This window comes from Paracoccus sp. SCN 68-21, from assembly GCF_001724535.1.
Lineage (GTDB): Bacteria > Pseudomonadota > Alphaproteobacteria > Rhodobacterales > Rhodobacteraceae > Paracoccus > Paracoccus hibiscisoli.
Map to the genome: position 1 here is coordinate 23,754 of NZ_MEES01000011.1, position 18,910 is coordinate 42,663.

At 67.5% G+C, this 18,910-nt stretch carries 16 protein-coding genes; 7 read left to right on the forward strand and 9 right to left on the reverse strand.

All coding sequences use genetic code 11. The features are described from left to right. The first annotated feature begins 128 nt into the window (after positions 1-128). Positions 129-1,295: an efflux RND transporter periplasmic adaptor subunit gene (locus ABS73_RS05565; protein ID WP_277023550.1), complete on the forward strand. Its 1,167-nt coding sequence runs from the start codon at positions 129-131 to the stop codon at positions 1,293-1,295. Further along, positions 1,292-4,405, forward strand: coding sequence for an efflux RND transporter permease subunit (locus tag ABS73_RS05570; protein ID WP_277023552.1), 3,114 nt, complete (start codon positions 1,292-1,294; stop codon positions 4,403-4,405). The genes ABS73_RS05565 and ABS73_RS05570 overlap by 4 nt, the downstream gene beginning before the upstream one ends. A 57-nt stretch (positions 4,406-4,462) precedes the next feature. On the opposite strand, the gene ABS73_RS05575 is transcribed toward ABS73_RS05570, so the two are convergent. The 7 genes from ABS73_RS05575 to aptA all read right to left on the reverse strand — a co-directional run bounded on the left by ABS73_RS05575 (position 4,463) and on the right by aptA (position 12,183). Continuing rightward, positions 4,463-5,446 (reverse strand): ABC transporter substrate-binding protein, encoded by a 984-nt coding sequence (locus ABS73_RS05575; RefSeq protein WP_277023554.1) that lies wholly within the window; start codon positions 5,444-5,446, stop codon positions 4,463-4,465. A gap of 50 nt (positions 5,447-5,496) precedes the next feature. Next, positions 5,497-6,330, reverse strand: coding sequence for an ABC transporter permease (locus tag ABS73_RS05580; RefSeq protein WP_277023555.1), 834 nt, complete (start codon positions 6,328-6,330; stop codon positions 5,497-5,499). Then, the gene (locus tag ABS73_RS05585; protein ID WP_277023557.1) at positions 6,327-7,241 is read right to left on the reverse strand and encodes an ABC transporter permease; all 915 of its coding nucleotides are present in this window, start codon (positions 7,239-7,241) and stop codon (positions 6,327-6,329) included. The genes ABS73_RS05580 and ABS73_RS05585 overlap by 4 nt, the downstream gene beginning before the upstream one ends. Continuing rightward, the gene (locus ABS73_RS05590; protein WP_277023559.1) at positions 7,234-8,007 is read right to left on the reverse strand and encodes an ABC transporter ATP-binding protein; all 774 of its coding nucleotides are present in this window, start codon (positions 8,005-8,007) and stop codon (positions 7,234-7,236) included. The genes ABS73_RS05585 and ABS73_RS05590 overlap by 8 nt, the downstream gene beginning before the upstream one ends. Before the next feature lies 1 nt (position 8,008). Further along, positions 8,009-9,460, reverse strand: coding sequence for a dihydropyrimidinase (gene hydA, locus ABS73_RS05595; protein ID WP_277023603.1), 1,452 nt, complete (start codon positions 9,458-9,460; stop codon positions 8,009-8,011). A 66-nt stretch (positions 9,461-9,526) separates the two neighbouring features. Continuing rightward, positions 9,527-10,792 (reverse strand): Zn-dependent hydrolase, encoded by a 1,266-nt coding sequence (locus ABS73_RS05600; protein WP_423805191.1) that lies wholly within the window; start codon positions 10,790-10,792, stop codon positions 9,527-9,529. A 65-nt stretch (positions 10,793-10,857) separates the two neighbouring features. After that, positions 10,858-12,183 (reverse strand): omega-aminotransferase AptA, encoded by a 1,326-nt coding sequence (aptA, locus tag ABS73_RS05605; RefSeq protein ID WP_277023561.1) that lies wholly within the window; start codon positions 12,181-12,183, stop codon positions 10,858-10,860. A gap of 164 nt (positions 12,184-12,347) precedes the next feature. Here aptA and ABS73_RS05610 point away from each other — a divergent pair, with 164 nt between their 5' ends. After that, complete coding sequence (locus ABS73_RS05610; protein WP_277023563.1) at positions 12,348-12,941, forward strand: TetR family transcriptional regulator C-terminal domain-containing protein; 594 nt, start codon at positions 12,348-12,350, stop codon at positions 12,939-12,941. Here ABS73_RS05610 and ABS73_RS05615 read toward each other — a convergent pair. Beyond that, positions 12,938-13,534: a TetR/AcrR family transcriptional regulator gene (locus tag ABS73_RS05615; protein WP_277023565.1), complete on the reverse strand. Its 597-nt coding sequence runs from the start codon at positions 13,532-13,534 to the stop codon at positions 12,938-12,940. The two genes, ABS73_RS05610 and ABS73_RS05615, sit on opposite strands and share 4 nt — an antisense overlap. Positions 13,535-13,663: 129 nt before the next feature. After that, positions 13,664-14,227, reverse strand: a complete 564-nt coding sequence (gene mepK, locus ABS73_RS05620; RefSeq protein ID WP_277023567.1) for a peptidoglycan L,D-endopeptidase MepK — start codon at positions 14,225-14,227, stop codon at positions 13,664-13,666. A 400-nt stretch (positions 14,228-14,627) separates the two neighbouring features. On the opposite strand from mepK, the gene ABS73_RS05625 reads away from it, so the two are divergent. From ABS73_RS05625 to ABS73_RS05640, 4 genes are all read left to right on the forward strand, one after another. After that, positions 14,628-16,157 (forward strand): L,D-transpeptidase family protein, encoded by a 1,530-nt coding sequence (locus tag ABS73_RS05625; RefSeq protein WP_286693413.1) that lies wholly within the window; start codon positions 14,628-14,630, stop codon positions 16,155-16,157. 70 nt (positions 16,158-16,227) lie between these two features. Next, complete coding sequence (gene lpxD, locus ABS73_RS05630) at positions 16,228-17,328, forward strand: UDP-3-O-(3-hydroxymyristoyl)glucosamine N-acyltransferase (RefSeq protein WP_277023571.1); 1,101 nt, start codon at positions 16,228-16,230, stop codon at positions 17,326-17,328. A gap of 12 nt (positions 17,329-17,340) precedes the next feature. After that, a complete protein-coding gene (locus ABS73_RS05635; RefSeq protein WP_277023573.1) occupies positions 17,341-17,607 on the forward strand; it encodes an acyl carrier protein in 267 nt (88 codons plus the stop codon). An 86-nt stretch (positions 17,608-17,693) separates the two neighbouring features. Next, the gene (locus tag ABS73_RS05640; protein ID WP_277023606.1) at positions 17,694-18,902 is read left to right on the forward strand and encodes a beta-ketoacyl-[acyl-carrier-protein] synthase family protein; all 1,209 of its coding nucleotides are present in this window, start codon (positions 17,694-17,696) and stop codon (positions 18,900-18,902) included. Positions 18,903-18,910 lie beyond the last annotated feature (8 nt).

An 18,910-nucleotide genomic window follows, 5' to 3' on the forward strand; every position in this document is an offset into this window, starting at 1 on the left:
GACGCAGGTGTCAGCGGCCGGGGCGGTTGACCTGCGGGCCGCAAGAAACCATCTAGGGCACAGGTTCAGGGCGCGCATGCAGCCCGACGGTCGCTGCATGGCCGGTTTTTATTGTGAATGGGACGGTCATGGCGCGGTATCTGTCTTCCTCCACGCTGGTTTTTCTGGCGATCCTGGGGTTTCTGGCCTTCTGGATCGGCGGCGGCATGCTGAACCGCCAGCCCCCCGAACAAGCCGCCCCCGTTGAGGCGGCGGTGCCGCATGTCGCGGCCAGCCTGTCGGTCGCCGAAGAGATCGTGCCGCGCACCGTGCTGTTCGGCAATGTGGTGCCCGACCAGACCTCGATCCTGCGCGCGCGCACCGCAGGCATCGTCGAGGAGGTCGTCCGCCAGGGCGACACCGTCACTCAGGGCGATCAGCTGGCGCGTCTGTCCGCCGATGACCGCGAGGCGGGCGTGGCCCGCGCCCAGGCCGCCGTCGGATCGGCCGAGCGCGACTATGACGCAGCCCGCCAGCTGCGCGAACGCGGCGTGACCTCCGAGGCCGAGCTGCAGTCGCGCTTTGCCCAGCTGGAATCCGCGCGGGCCGAGCTGCGCGCCGCCGAGCTGGAGCTGCAGAACACCCGCCTGACCGCGCCCATCACCGGCACCGTCAGCAATGTCATGGCCGAGCTGGGCAGCTTCGTCGATGCCGGCGGCGAGGTCCTGGAGATCGTCCGGAACGACCCCCTGGTCGCCCAGATCGAGGTCCGCCAGTCCGAGATCACCGCGATCCGCCAGGGCCAGGAGGCCGATGTCGTGTTCCAGGGCGGTCACGAGGCCGTGGGCCGCGTGCGCTTTATCTCTCCGGTGGCGACGGCGCAGACCCGCACCTTCCGGGTCGAGCTGGAGGTGCCGAACCTCAATGCCGCGATCCCCGCGGGCCTCAGCGCGCAGATATCGCTGGCGCTGGAGGGGGTGCGGGCGCATCGCCTGTCGCCCGCGCTGATCCGGCTGGACGATGCCGGGCGCATCGGCGTCTTCGTGGTCGACGGCGACGACGAGACGCTGCGCTTTGCCCCGGTCGAGATCGCCCAGGCCCGCGCCGAGGCGATCTGGGTCACCGGCCTGCCTGACCGCGCGCGCATTGTCACCATCTCTCAGGGTGCGCTAAGCGATGGGCAAAAGGCCCGCATCAGCGACACCCCCGAGGCCTATCGCGACGTGGTGGGGGCGGGCTCTGCGGAACCCGCACCCCCCGGTTCGGCGGCCGATCTGATCGGTGCGGCCAATGCCGCGCCGGTGGCCGCGCCATGAATGCGCTGATCGCGGCGGGGTTTTCGCGCGCCCGCACGGTCCTGCTGATCATGGTCGCGCTGATCGGGTCGGGGTTCATGGCCTATGTGACCATCCCCAAGGAATCGATGCCCGAGGTCGATATCCCGATCTTCATCGTCAACGTTACCTATAGCGGCGTCAGCGCCGAGGATGCCGCCACCCTGCTGGCCGAGCCGATCGAGCGTCAGGTGAACGCGCTGGACGGTCTGCGCCGGATGGAGACCGTGGCCAGCGAGGGTTTCGCCTCGGTCACGCTGGAGTTCCGGCCCGGCTTTGACCAGGACAGCGCGCTGCAATCGGTCAAGGACGCGGTGGACGACGCCGCCCCCGACATCCCGCCCGAGGCCGACGGCCCCTTCGTGCGCGAAATCGACATGGCGACCTTTCCCATCCTGACCGTGGCCCTGTCCGGCCCGGTCCCCGAGCGCGAACTGATCCGCCTTGGCCGCCAGCTCAGCGACCGCATCGAGACGGTCAGCGGCGTGCTGCAGGCCGACCTGACCGGCGAGCGCGAGGACCAGCTGGAGATCCTGATCGACCCCCTGGCGCTGGAGACCTATGGCATCTCTCCGGACCAGCTGTCGCAGGCGATTCGCGCCAACAACCAGCTGATCGCGGCGGGGTCCTTCGACACCGGGGCGGGGCGGCTTGGCGTGTCGATTCCGGGCACCGTCGTGCGACTGGATGAGGTCATGTCGATCCCGGTGCTAGTCGACGGGGCGACGGTGCTGCGCGTGCAGGACGTGGCCGAGGTGCGCCAGACCTTCAAGGACCCGATCAGCTTTGCCCGCATCGACGGCCAGCCCGCCTTGGCGCTGGATGTGCGCAAATCGGCGGGCGCCAACATCATCGACACGGTCGAGGCCGTCCGCGCGGTCGTGGACGAGACCCGCGCCGACTGGCCCGAACAGGTCAATGTCGTCTTCATGAACGACCAGTCCGAAGAGATGCGGACCCTGCTGTCCGACCTGCAGAACAACGTGATCGCCGCGGTCGTGCTGGTCATGCTGGTGACGGTGCTGTTTCTGGGGGTGCGCGCCTCGCTGCTGGTGGCGGTGGCCATTCCGGGGTCGTTCCTGGGCGGCATCCTGATCATCTGGGCGCTTGGCTTCACGCTGAACGTGATCGTGCTGTTCGCGCTGATCCTGGTGGTGGGGATGCTGGTCGACGGCGCCATCGTGGTGGTCGAGCTGGGTGAACGGCTGATCGCGCAGGGCCATTCGAAACGCGACGCCTTACGCATGGCTGCGCAGCGCATGGCCTGGCCCATCACGTCGTCGACCGCGACGACGCTGGCGGTGTTCTTTCCGCTGCTGTTCTGGCCGGGGCTGGCGGGGCAGTTCATGTTCTATCTGCCCGCGACGATGATCGCGACGCTGCTGATGTCGCTGCTGATGGCGCTGATCTTTGTGCCGGTCTGCGGCAGCGTGCTGGGCGGCGCGCCCGACATGCCGGCTGAACCCGACCATCGCGACCGGTCCGGTGTCATGGCGCGCGTGTCGGGCTGGACCGTGGCGCGGCCCGGCGCGACGCTTGGGCTGTCGATCCTGGCGGTGCTGGTGGTGTTCTATGCCTATTCGCTGCTGGGGCGCGGGGTCGAGTTCTTTCCCGAAACCGACGCCGAACGCGCGCAGGTCCAGATCACCGCGAACGGCAACCTGTCGGTGCAGGAAAGCGACCGCCTGGTCGGCCTGATCGAGCAGCGCATCCTGGGCTTTGAGGGGATCGAGCGGGTCTATTCCCGCACCATCGGCAGCGTCGAGGAGCGGGTCCGCTCCAGCCTGTCCAGCGACGTGATCGGCCAGATCCAGGTCGAGTTCACCGATTGGCGCGGCCGCGCCCCTTCGGGCGAGGTCATCGACCAGATGCGCGCCGCCACCGCCGAAGTGCCCGGCCTGGGCATTCAGATCGAGGCCGCGGCCTCGGGCCCCGGTGCCACGCGCCCGGTCCAGATCGAGATCTCGGCCACCAACCGCCCCGCGCTGCAACAGGCCGCCGCCGAGGTCGAGCGGCTGATGCAGGCGCAGGGCAGCTTCGTCGACATCGCCAACGACACGCCGCGCCCCAACCCCGAGATCCGGCTGATCGTCGATCGCGAGGAATCGGCCCGATATGGCATCGACATGAACACCATCGGCACGGCGGTGCAGCTGCTGACCACCGGCGTGAACCTGGGCACCTATCTGCCCGATTTTGCGGATGACGAGGTGGACATCGCCCTGCGCTATCCTCCCAGCCAGCGCAACCTGGAGAACCTGTCGGCGCTGCGCGTGGCGGGGCCGTCGGGGGCGCAGGTGCCGATCTCGAACGTGGTGCAGATCGTGCCCGCGCCGGCGCCCGCGGCCATCACCCGCATCGCCTCGCGCGAGACGCAGACGCTGACCGCGGACCTGGCGCCGGGGGCGACGCTGCAGGCCGAGCTGGCCCGCATCCAGGCGGCCATCGACCAGGCCGAGATGCCCGAGGGCGTCGAGGTCACCTTTGGCGGCGAGATCGAGGACCAGGAGGAGGCGATGACCTTCCTGATGGGCGCCTTTGTCGCGGCGATCCTCTTGATGTCCACGATCCTGCTGACGCAGATGAACAGCTTTTTCCAGGCGGGGCTGGTGCTGACGGCGATCATCTTCTCGATCTCGGGGGTGTTCCTGGGGCTGATGATCCGGCAAGAGGCGTTCTCGATCGTGATGAGCGGCATCGGCATCATGGCCTTGGCGGGCGTGGTGGTGAACAACAACATCGTGCTGATCGACGCCTATAACGAACATCGCGACGCGGGCCTGTCGGCGGACGAGGCCGCCCTGCGCGCCGCATCCGAGCGCACGCGGCCCGTGCTGCTGACGGCGGGGACCACCGTGATCGGTCTGATCCCGATGGTGCTGGGCATGACCATCGACTTTACCGGGCGGGACCTGTTCTTTGGCGCGCCGTCGGGGCAGTTCTGGATCCAGCTGTCGACCGGCATCGCGGGCGGTCTGGTCGTGGCGACGGCGGTGACGCTGTTCCTGACGCCCACGCTGCTGGCCTGGGACGGTCGCCGCCGGCTGCGCCGCGAGGAGCGCCGCATGGACAAGGCCCAGCCCGCGGAATAGCGCATGAGAAAAGGGCCGCCCCCGGGGGCGGCCCTTGGTTGTCGGCGACGGCCTTGATCAGTCGAAGGCGCGGTCGGTGATGGTCGACACCCAGGCCCCTTCGGGCGCCGCCTGGATCACCGGGTCGGACCCACCGGCCAGCAGGATGTCCACGGTGCGCTGGTAATCGGCCTCGGCCAGGGTGCCGTCGGACCCCTCCAGCAGCTTGGCGATCTCGGTCATCATGCGGGTCTGATGCTCCAGGGTCTGGGCGCCGGTCTCGTCGTTGTCCAGGACGATCTGGGCGGCCTCCTCGGGGTTCTCGGCGGCGTATTGCCAGCCGCGCATGCTGGCGCGCACGAAGCCCACCAGATCGGTCACCTTCTCGCTGTCCTCCAGCGTGCCTTCCAGCACGTAGAGGCCATCCTCCAGCGTCGCCACGCCCTGATCCTCATACTTGAAGGTGATCAGGTCGTCTTCGGAAATGCCCGCGTCGATCACCTGCCAGTATTCGTTATAGGTCATGGTGCTGATGCAGGCGGCCTGCTTTTGCAGCAGCGGATCGACGTTGAAGCCCTGCTTGAGCACCGTCACCCCGCCTTCGCCGCCCTCGGTCGACAGGCCAAGCGTGTTCATCCAGGAAAGGAACGGATATTCGTTCCCCGAGAACCAGACCCCCAGGGTTTTGCCCGCGAAATCGGTGGCCGGATCGGTGATGCCGCTTTCCTGCAGGCATGTCAGCATCATGCCCGACGCCTTGAAGGGCTGGGCGATGTTGACCAGCGGCAGGCCCTTTTCGCGCGCGGCCAGGGCGGCGGGCATCCATTCGACGATCACATCGGCGCCGCCGCCCGCCAGAACCTGGGTCGGCGCGATGTCGGGCCCGCCGGGCAGGATCGTCAGGTTGACGCCCTCCTCCTCATAGAAGCCCTTTTCCAGCGCGACGTAATAGCCCGCGAACTGGGCCTGCGTGACCCATTTCAGCTGCAGCGTCAGATCGCCCGCCTGCGCGGCCCCGGTCATCAGCGCAAGGGCCGCAGCCCCGGTCATCAGTCGTGTCATTCCCTGTCTCTCCTGTTGGTGGGGCCCACCGGATTTGGATGCGGCCCCGGTTAGTTGCGCTGCGACGGGTGCCAGAACGTCACCTTCTTTTCGATCAGCGCGACAAGTCCATAGAACAGCGTTCCCGCCAGCGCCGCCACGACAATCTCGGCCCAGACCAGCGGCAGGTCCAGACGCCCCACGGCGGTCGAGATGCGGAACCCCATGCCGCGCGTCGGGCTGCCGAAAAATTCGGCAACGATCGCGCCGATCAGGGCCAGCGTGGTGGTGATCTTCAACCCGTTGAACAGAAACGGCATCGCGGCGGGCAGGCGCAATTTCCACAAGCTGGCGCCATAGGGCGCGGCCCAGCTGGCCATCAGGTCGCGCTGCATCGCGTCGGTGGCCTTCAGCCCCGCGACCATGTTCACCAGGATCGGAAAGAACACCATCACCACGACCACGGCGGCCTTGGACTGCCAGTCAAAGCCGAACCACATCACCAGGATCGGCGCGATGCCGACGATGGGCAGGGCGGCAACGAAATTCCCGATGGGCAGCAGCCCGCGCTGCAGGAACGGGCTGCGGTCGATGGCAATGGCGGTCAGCACCGCGGCCGCAGCCCCGATCAGCCAGCCGGTCAGCGCGCCCTTCAGGATCGTCTGGACAAAATCGGTCCAGAGGATGCCGGTATTGGCCGCGAAACTGACTGCTATCTGGCTGGGCGCGGGCAGGATCACCGTGGGGATGGCATAGGCCCGCACGATCATCTCCCACAGGGCGATGATCGTCGCGCCGAAGATCACCGCGACCAGCACCCGCGTCAGCCGCGTGTCGAACCGCGACAGCCAGATGTTCAGCGCCCAGCCCCCCAGCCAGACCCCCAGGATCGGCAGCGCGCTCATCGGGCCAACCCCATGCGGGTCAGGGTGCGGCGCTCAATTACGCTGACGATGGCGACCAGTGTGGCGGCCAGGATGGCGGCCACGAACAGCGCCGACCAGATCTGCACCGTCTGCCCATAATAGCTGCCCGAGAGCAGCCGCGCCCCAAGCCCCGCCGTGGCGCCCGAGGGCAGTTCAGCCACGATGGTGCCGACCAGGGCTGCGGCGATCGCCACCTTGAGGCTGGCGAACAGGTAGGGCAGGGACGAGGGCAGCCGCAGGCGCCAGAACTGCTGGCTGCCGCTGGCGCTCCAGGATCGCATCAGGTCCGTCTGCATCGCATCGGGCGTGCGCAGGCCCTTGACCATGCCGACCAGCACCGGAAAGAACGACAGCCAGGCCGCGATGATCGCCTTGGGCAGCAGGCCCGTGATGCCCGCGCTGGACATGACGACGATCACCATCGGCGCGATGGCCAGGATGGGCACGGTCTGGCTGGCGACGGCCCAAGGCATGATCGACTGGTCCATGCTGCGGCTGTGGACGATGCCCACGGCCAGCAGGACGCCCGCCCCGGTGCCGATGGCGAACCCGGCCAGCGTCGCGGACAGCGTGACCCAGGCATGCCAGACCAGGCTGCGGCGCGAGGTGACGGGCTGTCCGGCCACCCCCTCCCACAGGCCGGCGGCAACCTGATGGGGTGCGGGCAGGACGGGGCGGTCTTGGGTCAGGGTGCGGGTGATCAGGTCGGGCAGGGTCAGCTCGACCCCCGCGCGGGCGGCCTGGTCGCGCTCCCACGTGGCGTTCATGCGCATCGCGGCCAGGTACCAGACCGCGACGATGACCAGCAGAACCGTCAGGATCGGCAGCAGGTTGCCCGTGGACAGCCGCCAGCGCCGTGCTGTGGGCGCGGTCAGCACCGCGTCAGTCATAGCTGTGCCCCTCGCGCAGGCCCTCGCGGACCTCTTGGGCCAGGGCGATGAATTCGGGCGTGTCGCGGATCTCCAGCGGGCGATCCGGGGGCAGGGTGCTGTCGATCACCCGGGTGATGCGGCCCGGACGCGGCGACATGACGACGATCTTGGTCGAGAGATAGACCGCCTCGGGGATCGAATGGGTGACAAAGCCGATGGTCTTGCCGGTCTTGCGCCACAGCGCCAGCAGGGCCTCGTTCAGGCGGTCGCGTACGATCTCGTCCAGCGCGCCGAAGGGCTCGTCCATCAGCAGGATATCGGCGTCAAAGGCCAGCGCGCGGGCGATGCTGGCGCGCTGCTGCATGCCGCCCGACAGCTGCCAGGGGAACTTGCCGCCAAAGCCCGACAACTCGACCAGGTCCATGACGCGGGCGATGCGCTCGGCCCGGTCGGCCTTGGAAAACCCCATGATCTCAAGCGGCAGCGAGATGTTCCCCGAAATCGTCCGCCACGGATACAGCCCCGGCGCCTGAAAGACATAGCCATAGGCCCGCGCCCGGCGGGCCGCATCCGGCTCCATCCCATTGACGCGCAACGTGCCGCCGGTGGGCGTCTCCAGCGCCGCGATGGAGCGCAGAAAGGTCGTCTTGCCGCAGCCCGACGGCCCGATAAAGCTGACGAATTCGCCGGGCGCGACGGTCAGATCAACGTCCTTGAGCGCATGGACCGGCCCATCGGCGGTCTGAAAGGTCAGGCTGACGCCCCGTGCCACGATGGTCTGCACCTCAGACCCCGCTTGCCGGAATGCCGGAACGCTGGACCGGGCGCGGCGCCGTCAGCTCCTTCCAGGCGGTCAGGGCGCGGTTCACATGGCCGCGCGGCTCGCGAGCCACGAATTCGCCATGCCCCTCACGGCTTTCGACCTTGCCCTCAGTCACGGCGACGACGCCGCGGGTCAGGGTGAAGCGCGGCAGGCCCTTGATCCGCTGCCCCTCGAAGACGTTGTAATCGATGGCCGATTGCTGGGCGCCCGCGCTGATGACCTTCTCGGCCTCCGGGTCCCAGACCACCAGATCGGCGTCGCTGCCGACCAGCACCGCGCCTTTCTTCGGATACATCCCCAGCACCTTGGCGATGTTGGTCGAGGTGACGGCCACAAATTCGTTGGGCGTCAGCCGCCCCGTGCCCACGCCTTGCGTCCACAGGACCGGCATCCGATCCTCAAGACCACCGGTGCCGTTGGGGATCTTAGTGAAATCGCCCATCCCGGTGCGCTTCTGCTCGGTGGTAAAGGCACAATGGTCGGTCGCCACAACAGACAGGCTGCCCGATTGCAGCCCGGCCCACAGACTGTCCTGATGCAGCTTGTTGCGGAAGGGCGGCGACATGACCCGCCGCGCGGCATGGTCCCAATCGACGTTGAAATATTCGGATTCGTCCAGCACCAGATGCTGGATCAGCGGCTCTCCCCAGACCCGCTTGCCGGCGGCGCGCGCGCGGCGGATCGCCTCATGGCTGTCCTCGCAGCTGACATGGACGACATACAGTGGCACGCCCGCCATGTCGGCGACCATGATGGCACGGTTCGTGGCCTCGCCCTCGACCTGCGGCGGGCGGGAATAGGCATGGGCCTCGGGGCCGGTATTGCCCTCGGCCAGCAGCCGCGCGGACAGTTCGGCCACCACATCGCCGTTCTCGGCATGCACCATCGCGATGCCGCCCAGATCGCCGACCCGGCGGAAGGACGCGAACAACTCGTCGTCATTCACCATCAGCGCGCCCTTGTAGGCCATGAAATGCTTGAAGCTGGTGATGCCCCGGTCCACGACCGCCTGCATCTCATCGAAAACCTGCTGCCCCCACCACGTCACCGCCATGTGATAGCTGTAATCGCAATGCGCGCGGCCCGCCTTGTTGTCCCACATCTGCAGCGCATCCAGCAGGCCCTGACCCGGCGAAGGCAGGGCGAAATCCACCACCATCGTCGTCCCGCCCGCCAGCGCGGCCCGCGTCCCGCTCTCGAAATCATCGGCGGAATAGGTGCCCATGAAGGGCATCTCCAGATGCGTATGCGGGTCGATCCCGCCCGGCATGATCAGACAGCCGCTGGCATCCAGAATCGTATCACCGACCAGCCCCTGACCGATGGCCGCGATCCGGCCCCCCTCGATCAGCACATCCGCCGCATAGCTCAGATCCGCCGTGACGATCGTGCCGCCTCTGATGACCGTGCTCATCGCATCCCTCTTCTTCATTCAAATATCCTGGGGGTCCGGGGGTGAAACCCCCGGTGGTGGTCCGCTTCAGCGGACGATCTCGGCGGCGTCCAGCACGGCGTGCAACAGGACATCGGCCCCGGCCCGCGCCCAATCAGGGGTGATCGCCTCGGCCTCGTTATGGCTCAGGCCGCCCTCGCAGGGGCACATGATCATCACGGTCGGCGCGACCTTGGCGATCCAGCAGGCGTCATGCCCCGCACCAGACACGATATCCATATGGCTATAGCCCAGCCTCTCGGCCGCGCCCCGCACCTTGCCGACCAAGCCCTCGTCAAAACTCACCGGGTCGAAATGCCCGACCGGATCGATCTCGATGCCAAGCCCCAGATCGGCTGCGATATCAGCCGCTTCCGCCTCTAGCCTTGACCGCATCGAGGTCAGTTTTTCCAGGTCCGGCGATCGAAAATCGATGCAGAAGACCGCCTTGCCGGGGATCACGTTGCGGCTGTTGGGCGACAGAAAGGCCTGACCCACCGCACCCACGGCGTCGGGCTGGTGATCCATCGCGATGCGATGCACCGCCTCGATGATCCGCGCCATGCCCAGGCCCGCATTCACGCGCAGATGCATCGGCGTCGATCCGGTATGCGCATCCTTGCCGGTCAGCGTCACCTCCAGCCACCACAGGCCCTGGCCGTGGGTCACGACGCCGATCTGCTTGCCCTCGGCCTCCAGGATCGGACCCTGTTCGATATGCAGCTCGAACATGGCGTGGATGCGGCGGTCGCCCGGCGCCTCGGTCCCGCGCCAACCGATGCGGTCCAGCTCATCGCCAAAGCGCTTGCCGTCGGCATCCTGTCGGCTGTTGGCGTAATCCTCGGTCAGCACCCCGGCAAAGACCCCGGAGGCCAGCATGGCCGGAGCAAATCGCGCACCTTCCTCGTTGGTCCAGTTCGTCACCACGATGGGCCGCCGCGTGCGGATGCCCAGGTCGCGGATCGAGCGCACGACCTCCAGCCCCGCCAGCACGCCCAGAACGCCGTCATAGCGCCCGCCGGTCGGCTGCGTGTCCAGGTGGCTGCCGATGTAGACGGGGTCCAGATCGGGCTCGGTCCCTTCGTGGCGCATGAACATGCTGCCCATCCGGTCGACTGCCATGGTCATGCCGGCATCCTCGCACCAGCGCTGGAACAGGGCGCGCCCCTCGGCATCGGCATCGGTCAGGGTCTGGCGGTTGCAGCCGCCCGCGATGCCGGGACCGATCTGGGCCATCTGCTCCAGGCTGTCCCACAGCCGATCACCATCGACCGTCATGTTCGCAGCCGTCATCATGCCACTTGCGTCGCTCATTCGTCAGTCCTTCCTGTCGGGCCGCCCCGTTCTGTCGCGGGGTCGGCTGGATGGGTCAGGGCCGCTTACGCGGCCGTCTTCAGCACCTCGCCAAGCGTGCCGATCAGGTGGTCGATCTGGGCCTCGCTGATGATCAGCGGGGGCGACATGGCGATGATGTCCCCGGTCACGCGGATCAGGATGCCCGCCTCGAAGGCGCGCACGAAGATATCGAAGGCGCGCTTGCCGGGCTGTCCGTCGATGGGGGCCAGTTCGACCGCGCCGATCAGGCCCATGTTGCGGATATCGACCACGTTCGGATGATCGCGCAGCCCGTGGATCGCCTCCTGCCAATAGGTTTCCAGGCTGGCCGCGCGGGTCAGCAGACCTTCCTCGGCATAGGTGTCCAGCGTGGCAATGGCGGCGGCGCAGCTGATTGGATTGCCCGAATAGGTATAGCCGTGGAACAGTTCGATCAGATGCTCGGGGCCCTGCATGAAGGCGTCGTGGATTTCGGCGCTGGCCAGCACCGCGCCCATCGGGATCACGCCGTTGGTCAGGCCCTTGGCGCAGCAGATCATGTCCGGCGTCACGCCGAAATGCTGGGCGGCGAAGGGGCTGCCAAGGCGGCCGAACCCGGTGATCACCTCGTCGAAGATCAGCAGGATGCCGTGCTTTTTCGTGATCGCGCGCAGCTTTTCCAGATAGCCCTTGGGCGGCATCAGCACGCCGGTCGATCCGGCCATCGGCTCGACAATGACGGCGGCGATGGTCTCGGCGCCGTGCAGGGCCACGATCCGCTCCAGCTCATCGGCCAGATGCGCGCCATGTTCGGGCTGGCCCTTGGTGAACACGTTCTCGGGCAGATGAGTGTGGGGCATGTGGTCCACGCCCGCCAGCAGCGTGCCGAAATGGCGGCGGTTGTTGACGATGCCGCCCACGGAAATACCGCCGAAGCCCACGCCGTGATAGCCGCGCTCGCGCCCGATCAGCCGGGTGCGGGCCGCGTCGCCCCGCGCGCGGTGATAGGCCAGCGCGATCTTCAGCGCGGTGTCGACCGCCTCGCTGCCCGAGTTGCAGTAGAACACATGCTCCATCCCGTCGGGCGCGATGTCCACGATGCGGTTGGCCAGCTCGAACGCCAGCGGATGGCCCATCTGGAAGGCGGGGGCATAGTCCAGCTCTCCGACCTGGTTCTGCACGGCTTCGGTGATCTTCGGGCGGCAATGGCCCGCGTTGCAGCACCACAGGCCCGCCGTCCCGTCCAGGATCTGACGGCCATCGGCGGCGGTGTAATGCATGTCCTTGGATGCGACCAGCATGCGCGGCGCCGACTTGAACTGGCGGTTCGCGGTATAGGGCATCCAGAAGGCGCGCAGATCATTCGGGGCGGGCTTGCGGTCCAGCGGCATGGGTACGTCCTCACGGAATATTGACCAATCGGTCAGGATCAGGCTAGCACGGGTCCATGGGCAGTCAAGCGTCCTGACAGGGCCATTGGCAATTCCCGTGCAACTGCCCATTTTCAGATCATGCCAGAGCCGGAGCATCGATGACAGACGCAAGCGCACCGCCGATGACCCGAATCCAGCAGAAGAACCGCGACCTGATCCTGCAGGGCGCGCTGGAGGCGTTCTCGGCCAACGGCTTTCGCGGTGCCACGATCGACCAGATCGCCAAGGCCGCGGGCCTGTCCAAGCCCAACGTGCTGTACTACTTCGGCTCCAAGGACGAGATCCACAAGGCGCTGCTGACCACGCTGCTGGACATGTGGCTGGCGCCGATGCAGCAGATCGACCCCAAGGGCGACCCGCTGGACCAGGTGTTGGGCTATGTCCGCGCCAAGCTGCTGATGTCGCGCGATTATCCGCGCGAGAGCAGGCTGTTCGCCTATGAGATCCTGCAGGGCGCGCCGCATCTGACCGAGATCCTGGGCGGTGGCCTGCGCGAGATTGTGGACCGCACCGTCGCCGTGCTGGAGGGCTGGATGAACGAGGGTCGGCTGGCGCAGGTCGAGCCGCGCCACCTGATCTTCTCGATCTGGTCGATGACCCAGCATTACGCCGATTTCGAGATCCAGGTCCGCGCTGTCCTGGGTGAGGGCCGCGACCCGGTGGCCGAGGGCGCGGCCTTCCTAGACGACCTCTATCGCAAGCTGCTGACGCCTTAGGCAGGCCCCGGGGAGGGCTTGTCCAACATTTCGGCGGCGACCAGAATCAGCGACAGATTCTCATGCGCGGCGGCGATGAAATCCAGCCGCGTTCCCGCCACCCAGTCCTTGGTCGCGGCATGGGTGCAGGCGATGATGGCGGCGGCCAGGATCTCGATCACGCGCTCGTCCGATCCGGGCAGGCGGCGGTGCAGCAGGGCGCGCATCTGGGCGCGGCGCGACAGCATCGCGCTATTGCGCAGGGCCTCCAGCTTGGCGTCCTTTTCGGACAGGGCCAGCAGGGCGCCGATCATCTCGCGCTCGCCCAGATAGCGGGCCAAATGCGCCTCGATCAGCAGACCCAGATCGTCGATCAGGCGTCCCTTGCCGGTCGCAAAGGCCTCGGACGCCTCGGGCGGATAGTCGGGGGGCGGGCCCATCAGGGCCGCTTCCTTGTAGGGATAGTAGTTGAAGAACGTGCGCGTGCTGATTCCGGCATGGCGCGCAATCGCTTCGGTCGTGACATTCGCCAGGCCGTCGCGGACGGCCAGTTCAACGGCCGCAGCCTGGATTTTCTTGGCGGTACGGAAGCGACGCGTCTGGAGGGGGCTCATGCAGGTCCGTTCATCTGGTGTGGCTGCGGGCAAGGTGGCAAGCGCCGCGCCCGAGGGCAAGCCGGAAAACGCGGAAAACGCCGTCTGCCGGGGCAGAGGGCGCTTGCGCGGCGGGCATGCCTGCGAGGATCAGCTGCCCCAGGTGCGGACCGGACCGCAATCCATATGCACGAAGTTCGACCGGCTGTAGCGACCGACGCCGCCCGCGCGGCAGGCCACCGCCGCCTGATACATCTGCCCGACCGAACGCGATTTCAGCCGCAGATCGGCCGCCCTGCCGGTCAGGTGCAGCGAGTTCTGGGCCACTCCGCCCGACTGGCGGCGCAGCATGGCGTTGGTGCGCGGCGAGCGATAGCCCGACAGCATCATGTAGGGTTCGTTGGTCTGCAGCAGGCGTGCCGACGCGGCGGCCACGTCCACCATGCGGGGATCGATGCCGATCACCTCTCCGGTGCGCCAGTCGCGCATGAAGACGTTGATCTCGTTCAGGGCCTCGCGGATGTACTTGCCGTCGACCCAATAAACGGTGTCGATGCTTTCGCCGGTGCGCCCGTTATACATCTTGACCCGCCGCATGTCGCCTGCGTTGCCGCGCAGAAAACCGAAGGCGTTGGCCATCACGGGGGTCGCCGCAACAGTCGTGGCCGCGAACACACCCAGAATGCCGCGACGGGAGATAAGGTCCATTGTCATGTCAGATCGCCTGTCCTGCTTCGTTTTTCGTCGGCCATCAGTGAGAGCCGCCTGTCGTGGTTTATCCCCGACCTGATTAACAATATGTCAAAAGGGCGTGCGCCACGAAACAGATTCTGGGCGTTGAAACCACCATAGCGCGAATTTCGGCGGGAACTTGCCGATATCACGGAGAGTTGCAAATCGGTTCCGCCACTGTGGCGCGCGCGACACGCCCTGTTTCCGCCTTTCAAACAGGGGGATGGGCCATGGCGCGCCGGGGGCTGGTGTGGGATGATCGGGCAGGTTCCGGGGGTGCAGGATGATGGATCGGTGGGTTGCGGGCGTGCTGTCGCTGGCATTTGCGGGGCTTTTGCCCGGGGTCGTGCCGCGTGCTGCGGCGCAGGAGGCTCTCTTTCCCGTGAGCGTGTCCGTTGCGCCACGGCTGGATTTCACCCGCGACCAGATGGCCTTGGCGATGGCCGTGTCCGATGACCCCGACCTTGCCGCGTTTTACGGCAGCAACGGCCTGCGGCCCGTGTTTCAGGGCCCCGAAGGGGCCGCGCGACGGCAGGCGGCGCAGGCGGCCATCGCGGGCGCGCCGCGTCACGGCATCCCGGCGGCGCGCTATCGCCCGGAAACGCTGGATGTGGGCGACGGGCTTGCCTCCGAGGTGGCCCATGCCCGCGCCCTGTCGCGCCTTCTGCGCGACCTGACCGGCGGCGTGCTGAACCCGGCCCGCGTCGATCCCGAAATCAAGCGGCAGCCGCCCCGTGACCGCGTGGCGGGTCTGCTGATGCGGTTCCAGCAGGCGGCGGACCCTGCGGCGGTCCTGGCGGGTGCGGCGCCCAATCACCCGGCCTATCTGACCCTGCAGGAGGCGCTGGCGGGTCGTGCCGACCTGGCCGTGCCTGCGGGCCTGCCGCGCATCCCCGAGGGCGTGTGGCGGGCGGGCGTGCGCGATCCGGCGGTGGCGGCGCTGCGCGCGCGGCTGGCGTCGATCGGGATGGCGGGGCAGGCGGGCGACGATGCCGTCTTTGACGCGGGCCTGACCGAAGCGGTGGTGACCTATCAGCGGGCGGCGGGTCTGCCCGATGACGGCGTGGCGGGGCCGCGCACCATCGCGGCGCTGAACGGCGACGGCGCGACCGGGCGCGATGCCCGCCAGCGCGCGATCATCGTTGCGCTGGAGCGGATGCGCTGGATGGGGGCCGAGGATCTGGACCGTCGCCATGTCTGGGTGAACATCCCCGAATTCAGCACCACCATCGTCGAGGGCGGGACCGAGCTGTTCCGCACCCGCAGCGTCATGGGCAAGGATACGCCCGAGATGCGCACCCCCGAATTTTCCGAGATGATGGCCAATGTCGTCGTCAACCCCAGTTGGAACGTGCCCCGGTCCATCGCGGTGCGCGACTACCTACCGCGACTGCAGGCCAACCGCCATGCGGTGTCGCATCTGGATGTGGTCGACGGGCGGGGTCAGGTGCTGTCGCGCGACGGCATCGATTTCAGCGCCTATACGGCCGCGAATTTCCCCTTTCGCCTGCGCCAGAAGCCAAGCGATGACAATGCCCTGGGCGTGGTCAAGTTCATCTTTCCCAACCCGTGGAACATCTATCTGCACGACACGCCGTCCAAGCATCTGTTCGCCAACCGCGTGCGCGCGGATTCGAACGGCTGTATCCGCATCGGCGACCCGGTCGATCTGGCCCATGCGCTGCTGTCGCGCCAGACCGACAGCCCCGCGGCAATGTTCCAGCGCGCCCGCGACAGCGGCCGCGAGACCTGGCTGAAGCTGACGCCCGCGGTGCCGGTGCATCTGGTCTATTTCACCGCCTGGCCGGGGATGGACGGGCGGGTGCGCCTGTTCAACGACATCTATGGCCGCGACGCCCGCATCTGGGCCGCGCTGGAGGCGGAGGGCTTTGGCGCACCCTCCGGGTTGTGACCGGGCGGGGAACGCAGGCACTGGAAGCAGCGACCCAAACAGGCTAAGCCCTTGCGCGAAAGGGGGGACCATGGTCCTGACGATGGGTGAGCTGGCGCGGGCTCTGGACGCGCAGTGCTGGGGCGATGCGACGATCCGGGTGACCGGCGCGGCGGAACCGTCCGCCGTGGAACCCGCAGGCCCCCAGGGTGGCCAGCTGGCCATGGCCATGGCCCCGAAATACGCAGACCAGCTGCGCCCCGGCAGCATCGCCATCCTGGCGCAGGGCATGGACCCCGAGGCCTATGGCCTGAAGGCCGCGATCTTTGCGCCGCGCCCGCGCCTGGTGATGGCCGGGCTGACGCGCGCCTTTGATCCCGGCCCCGACATCGCGCCCGGCATCCACCCCACGGTGGTCATCCACCCCACCGCGCAGCTGGCCGAGGGGGCCGCCGTCGGACCCTTTGTTGTCATCGGCGCGGATGTAGCGATCGGGCCGGGGGCGCGGATCGGCGCGCATGTCAGCATCGGGCGCGGCACGCGCATCGGGCAGGGCGCCCTGATCCATCCCGGCGTGCGCATCGGTCATGGCGTGACGGCGGGCGACCGGCTGATCGTGCAGCCCGGCGCGGTGATCGGCGGCGACGGCTTTTCCTTTGTCACGCCCGAGGAATCGGGGATCGAGGAGATCCGCCGCACCCTGGGCACCCGCGCGGACATCCGCCAGCAGCACTGGACCCGCATCCATTCGCTCGGCGGGGTCGAGATCGGCGACGATGTCGAGATCGGCGCGAATGCCACCATCGACCGCGGCACCATCCGCGCCACCCGCGTGGGCCGGGGCACCAAGATCGACAACCTGGTGATGATCGCGCATAACGTGGTCGTGGGCAGCGACTGCCTGCTGTGCAGCCAGGTGGGCATCGCCGGATCGTCGGTGATCGGCGACCGGGTGGTGCTGGCGGGCCAGGTGGGCGTCAGCGACAACATCCAGGTGGGCTCCGACGTGATCGCGGGCGGCGCCACCAAGATCTATTCCCGCGTTCCCGCAGGCCGCGTGATCCTGGGCAACCCCGCCGTCAAGATGGAGACCCAGATGGAGATCCAGAAGGCGATGCGGCGCCTGCCGCGTTTCGCGCAACAGTTGTCAAAGCTTCAGGAATCCGTGACACGCCTGTTGGAAAAGGGCTGAACAGGAGGCGACATGACAGACGACATCACCACGCGCATTCGGGCCATCATCGCCGAACAGGCCATGCTGGACCCCGACCAGATCACCGATCAGGCGACCCCCGCCGATCTGGGCATCGACAGCCTGGGTCTGGTCGAATCGATCTTTGCCATCGAGGAGGAGTTCGACATCTCGATCCCGTTCAACGCGAACGAGCCGGAAAAGTCGGAATTCGACATCTCGAACATGGGCACGATCATCGCGGCCGTGCATCGCCTGGCCGCGGACAAGGCCGGATGAGCAAGCCGCTGGACGAGGCGCTGATCGACGCGGGCCGCGCCGCCCCCGCGATCCAGGGCGGGCGCGATCTGGCCGGGCGCGGCGGGCTGCGCCGGGTGGTCATCACCGGGGCGGGCACGATCAACGCGCTTGGCCATGACGTGGCATCGACGATGCAGGCGTTCCGCGATGGCCGCTGCGGCATCACCCAGCTGGAGTTCCGCGATGTGGACCGCCTGTCGATCCAGATCGGCGCGCAGGTCCATGACTGGACCCCCGAGACCTATTTCAACCGCCAGCAGATCCTGCTGTATGACAAGTTTACCCAGTTCACGCTGCTGGCGGCCAAGCAAGCGGTCGAGCAGGCGGGCCTGCATTTCCAGGGCGCGCTTGGGTTGCGGTCGGGGGTCGTGCTGGGCACGGCGGGCGGCGGGCTGAACACCTGGGACGAGAATTACCGCGCCGTCTATGAGGAGGGGAAGAACCGCGTTCACCCCTTTGTCGTGCCCAAGCTGATGAACAATGCCGCGGCCAGCCATGTCAGCATGGAGTTCGGCCTGCGCGGTCCGGCCTTTACCGTCGCCACCGCCTGCGCCAGCAGCAATCACGCGATGGGGCTGGCCTTCCAGATGGTGCGGTCGGGGGCGGCCGACGTGATGCTGTCGGGCGGGTCCGAGGCGATGCTGTGCTTTGGCGGCGTCAAGGCCTGGGAGGGGTTGCGCGTCATGTCCAAGGACGCCTGCCGCCCCTTCAGTGCCAACCGCAACGGCATGGTCCAGGGCGAGGGTGCGGGCGTCTTTGTCTTTGAGGATTACGAACACGCCCATGCCCGCGGCGCCGAGATCCTGGCCGAGGTCGTGGGGTTCGCCATGTCGTCTGATGCGCAGGACATCGTCATGCCGTCCGCCCAGGGGGCCGAGCGCGCGATCACTGGCGCGATGATGGATGCCAGTCTGAACCGCGAGGATATCGGCTATATCAATGCCCACGGAACGGGCACCGCGGCCAATGACAAGACGGAATGCGCCGCCGTGGCCCATGCCTTTGGCCATCACGCGGACCGGCTGATGATCTCATCGACCAAGTCGATGCACGGGCATCTGATCGGCGGCACCGGCGCAGTCGAGCTGCTGGCCTGCATCATGGCACTGCGCGACGGGGTCATCGCGCCCACGATCGGCTATCAGGAACCCGACCCGGAATGCGCGCTGGACGTGGTCCCGAACGAGGCGCGCGAGGCGCGGGTCGATGCGGTTCTGTCCAACGCCTTCGCCTTTGGCGGGCTGAACGCGGTCATCGCGCTGCGCCGGGTCTGACACGGGCG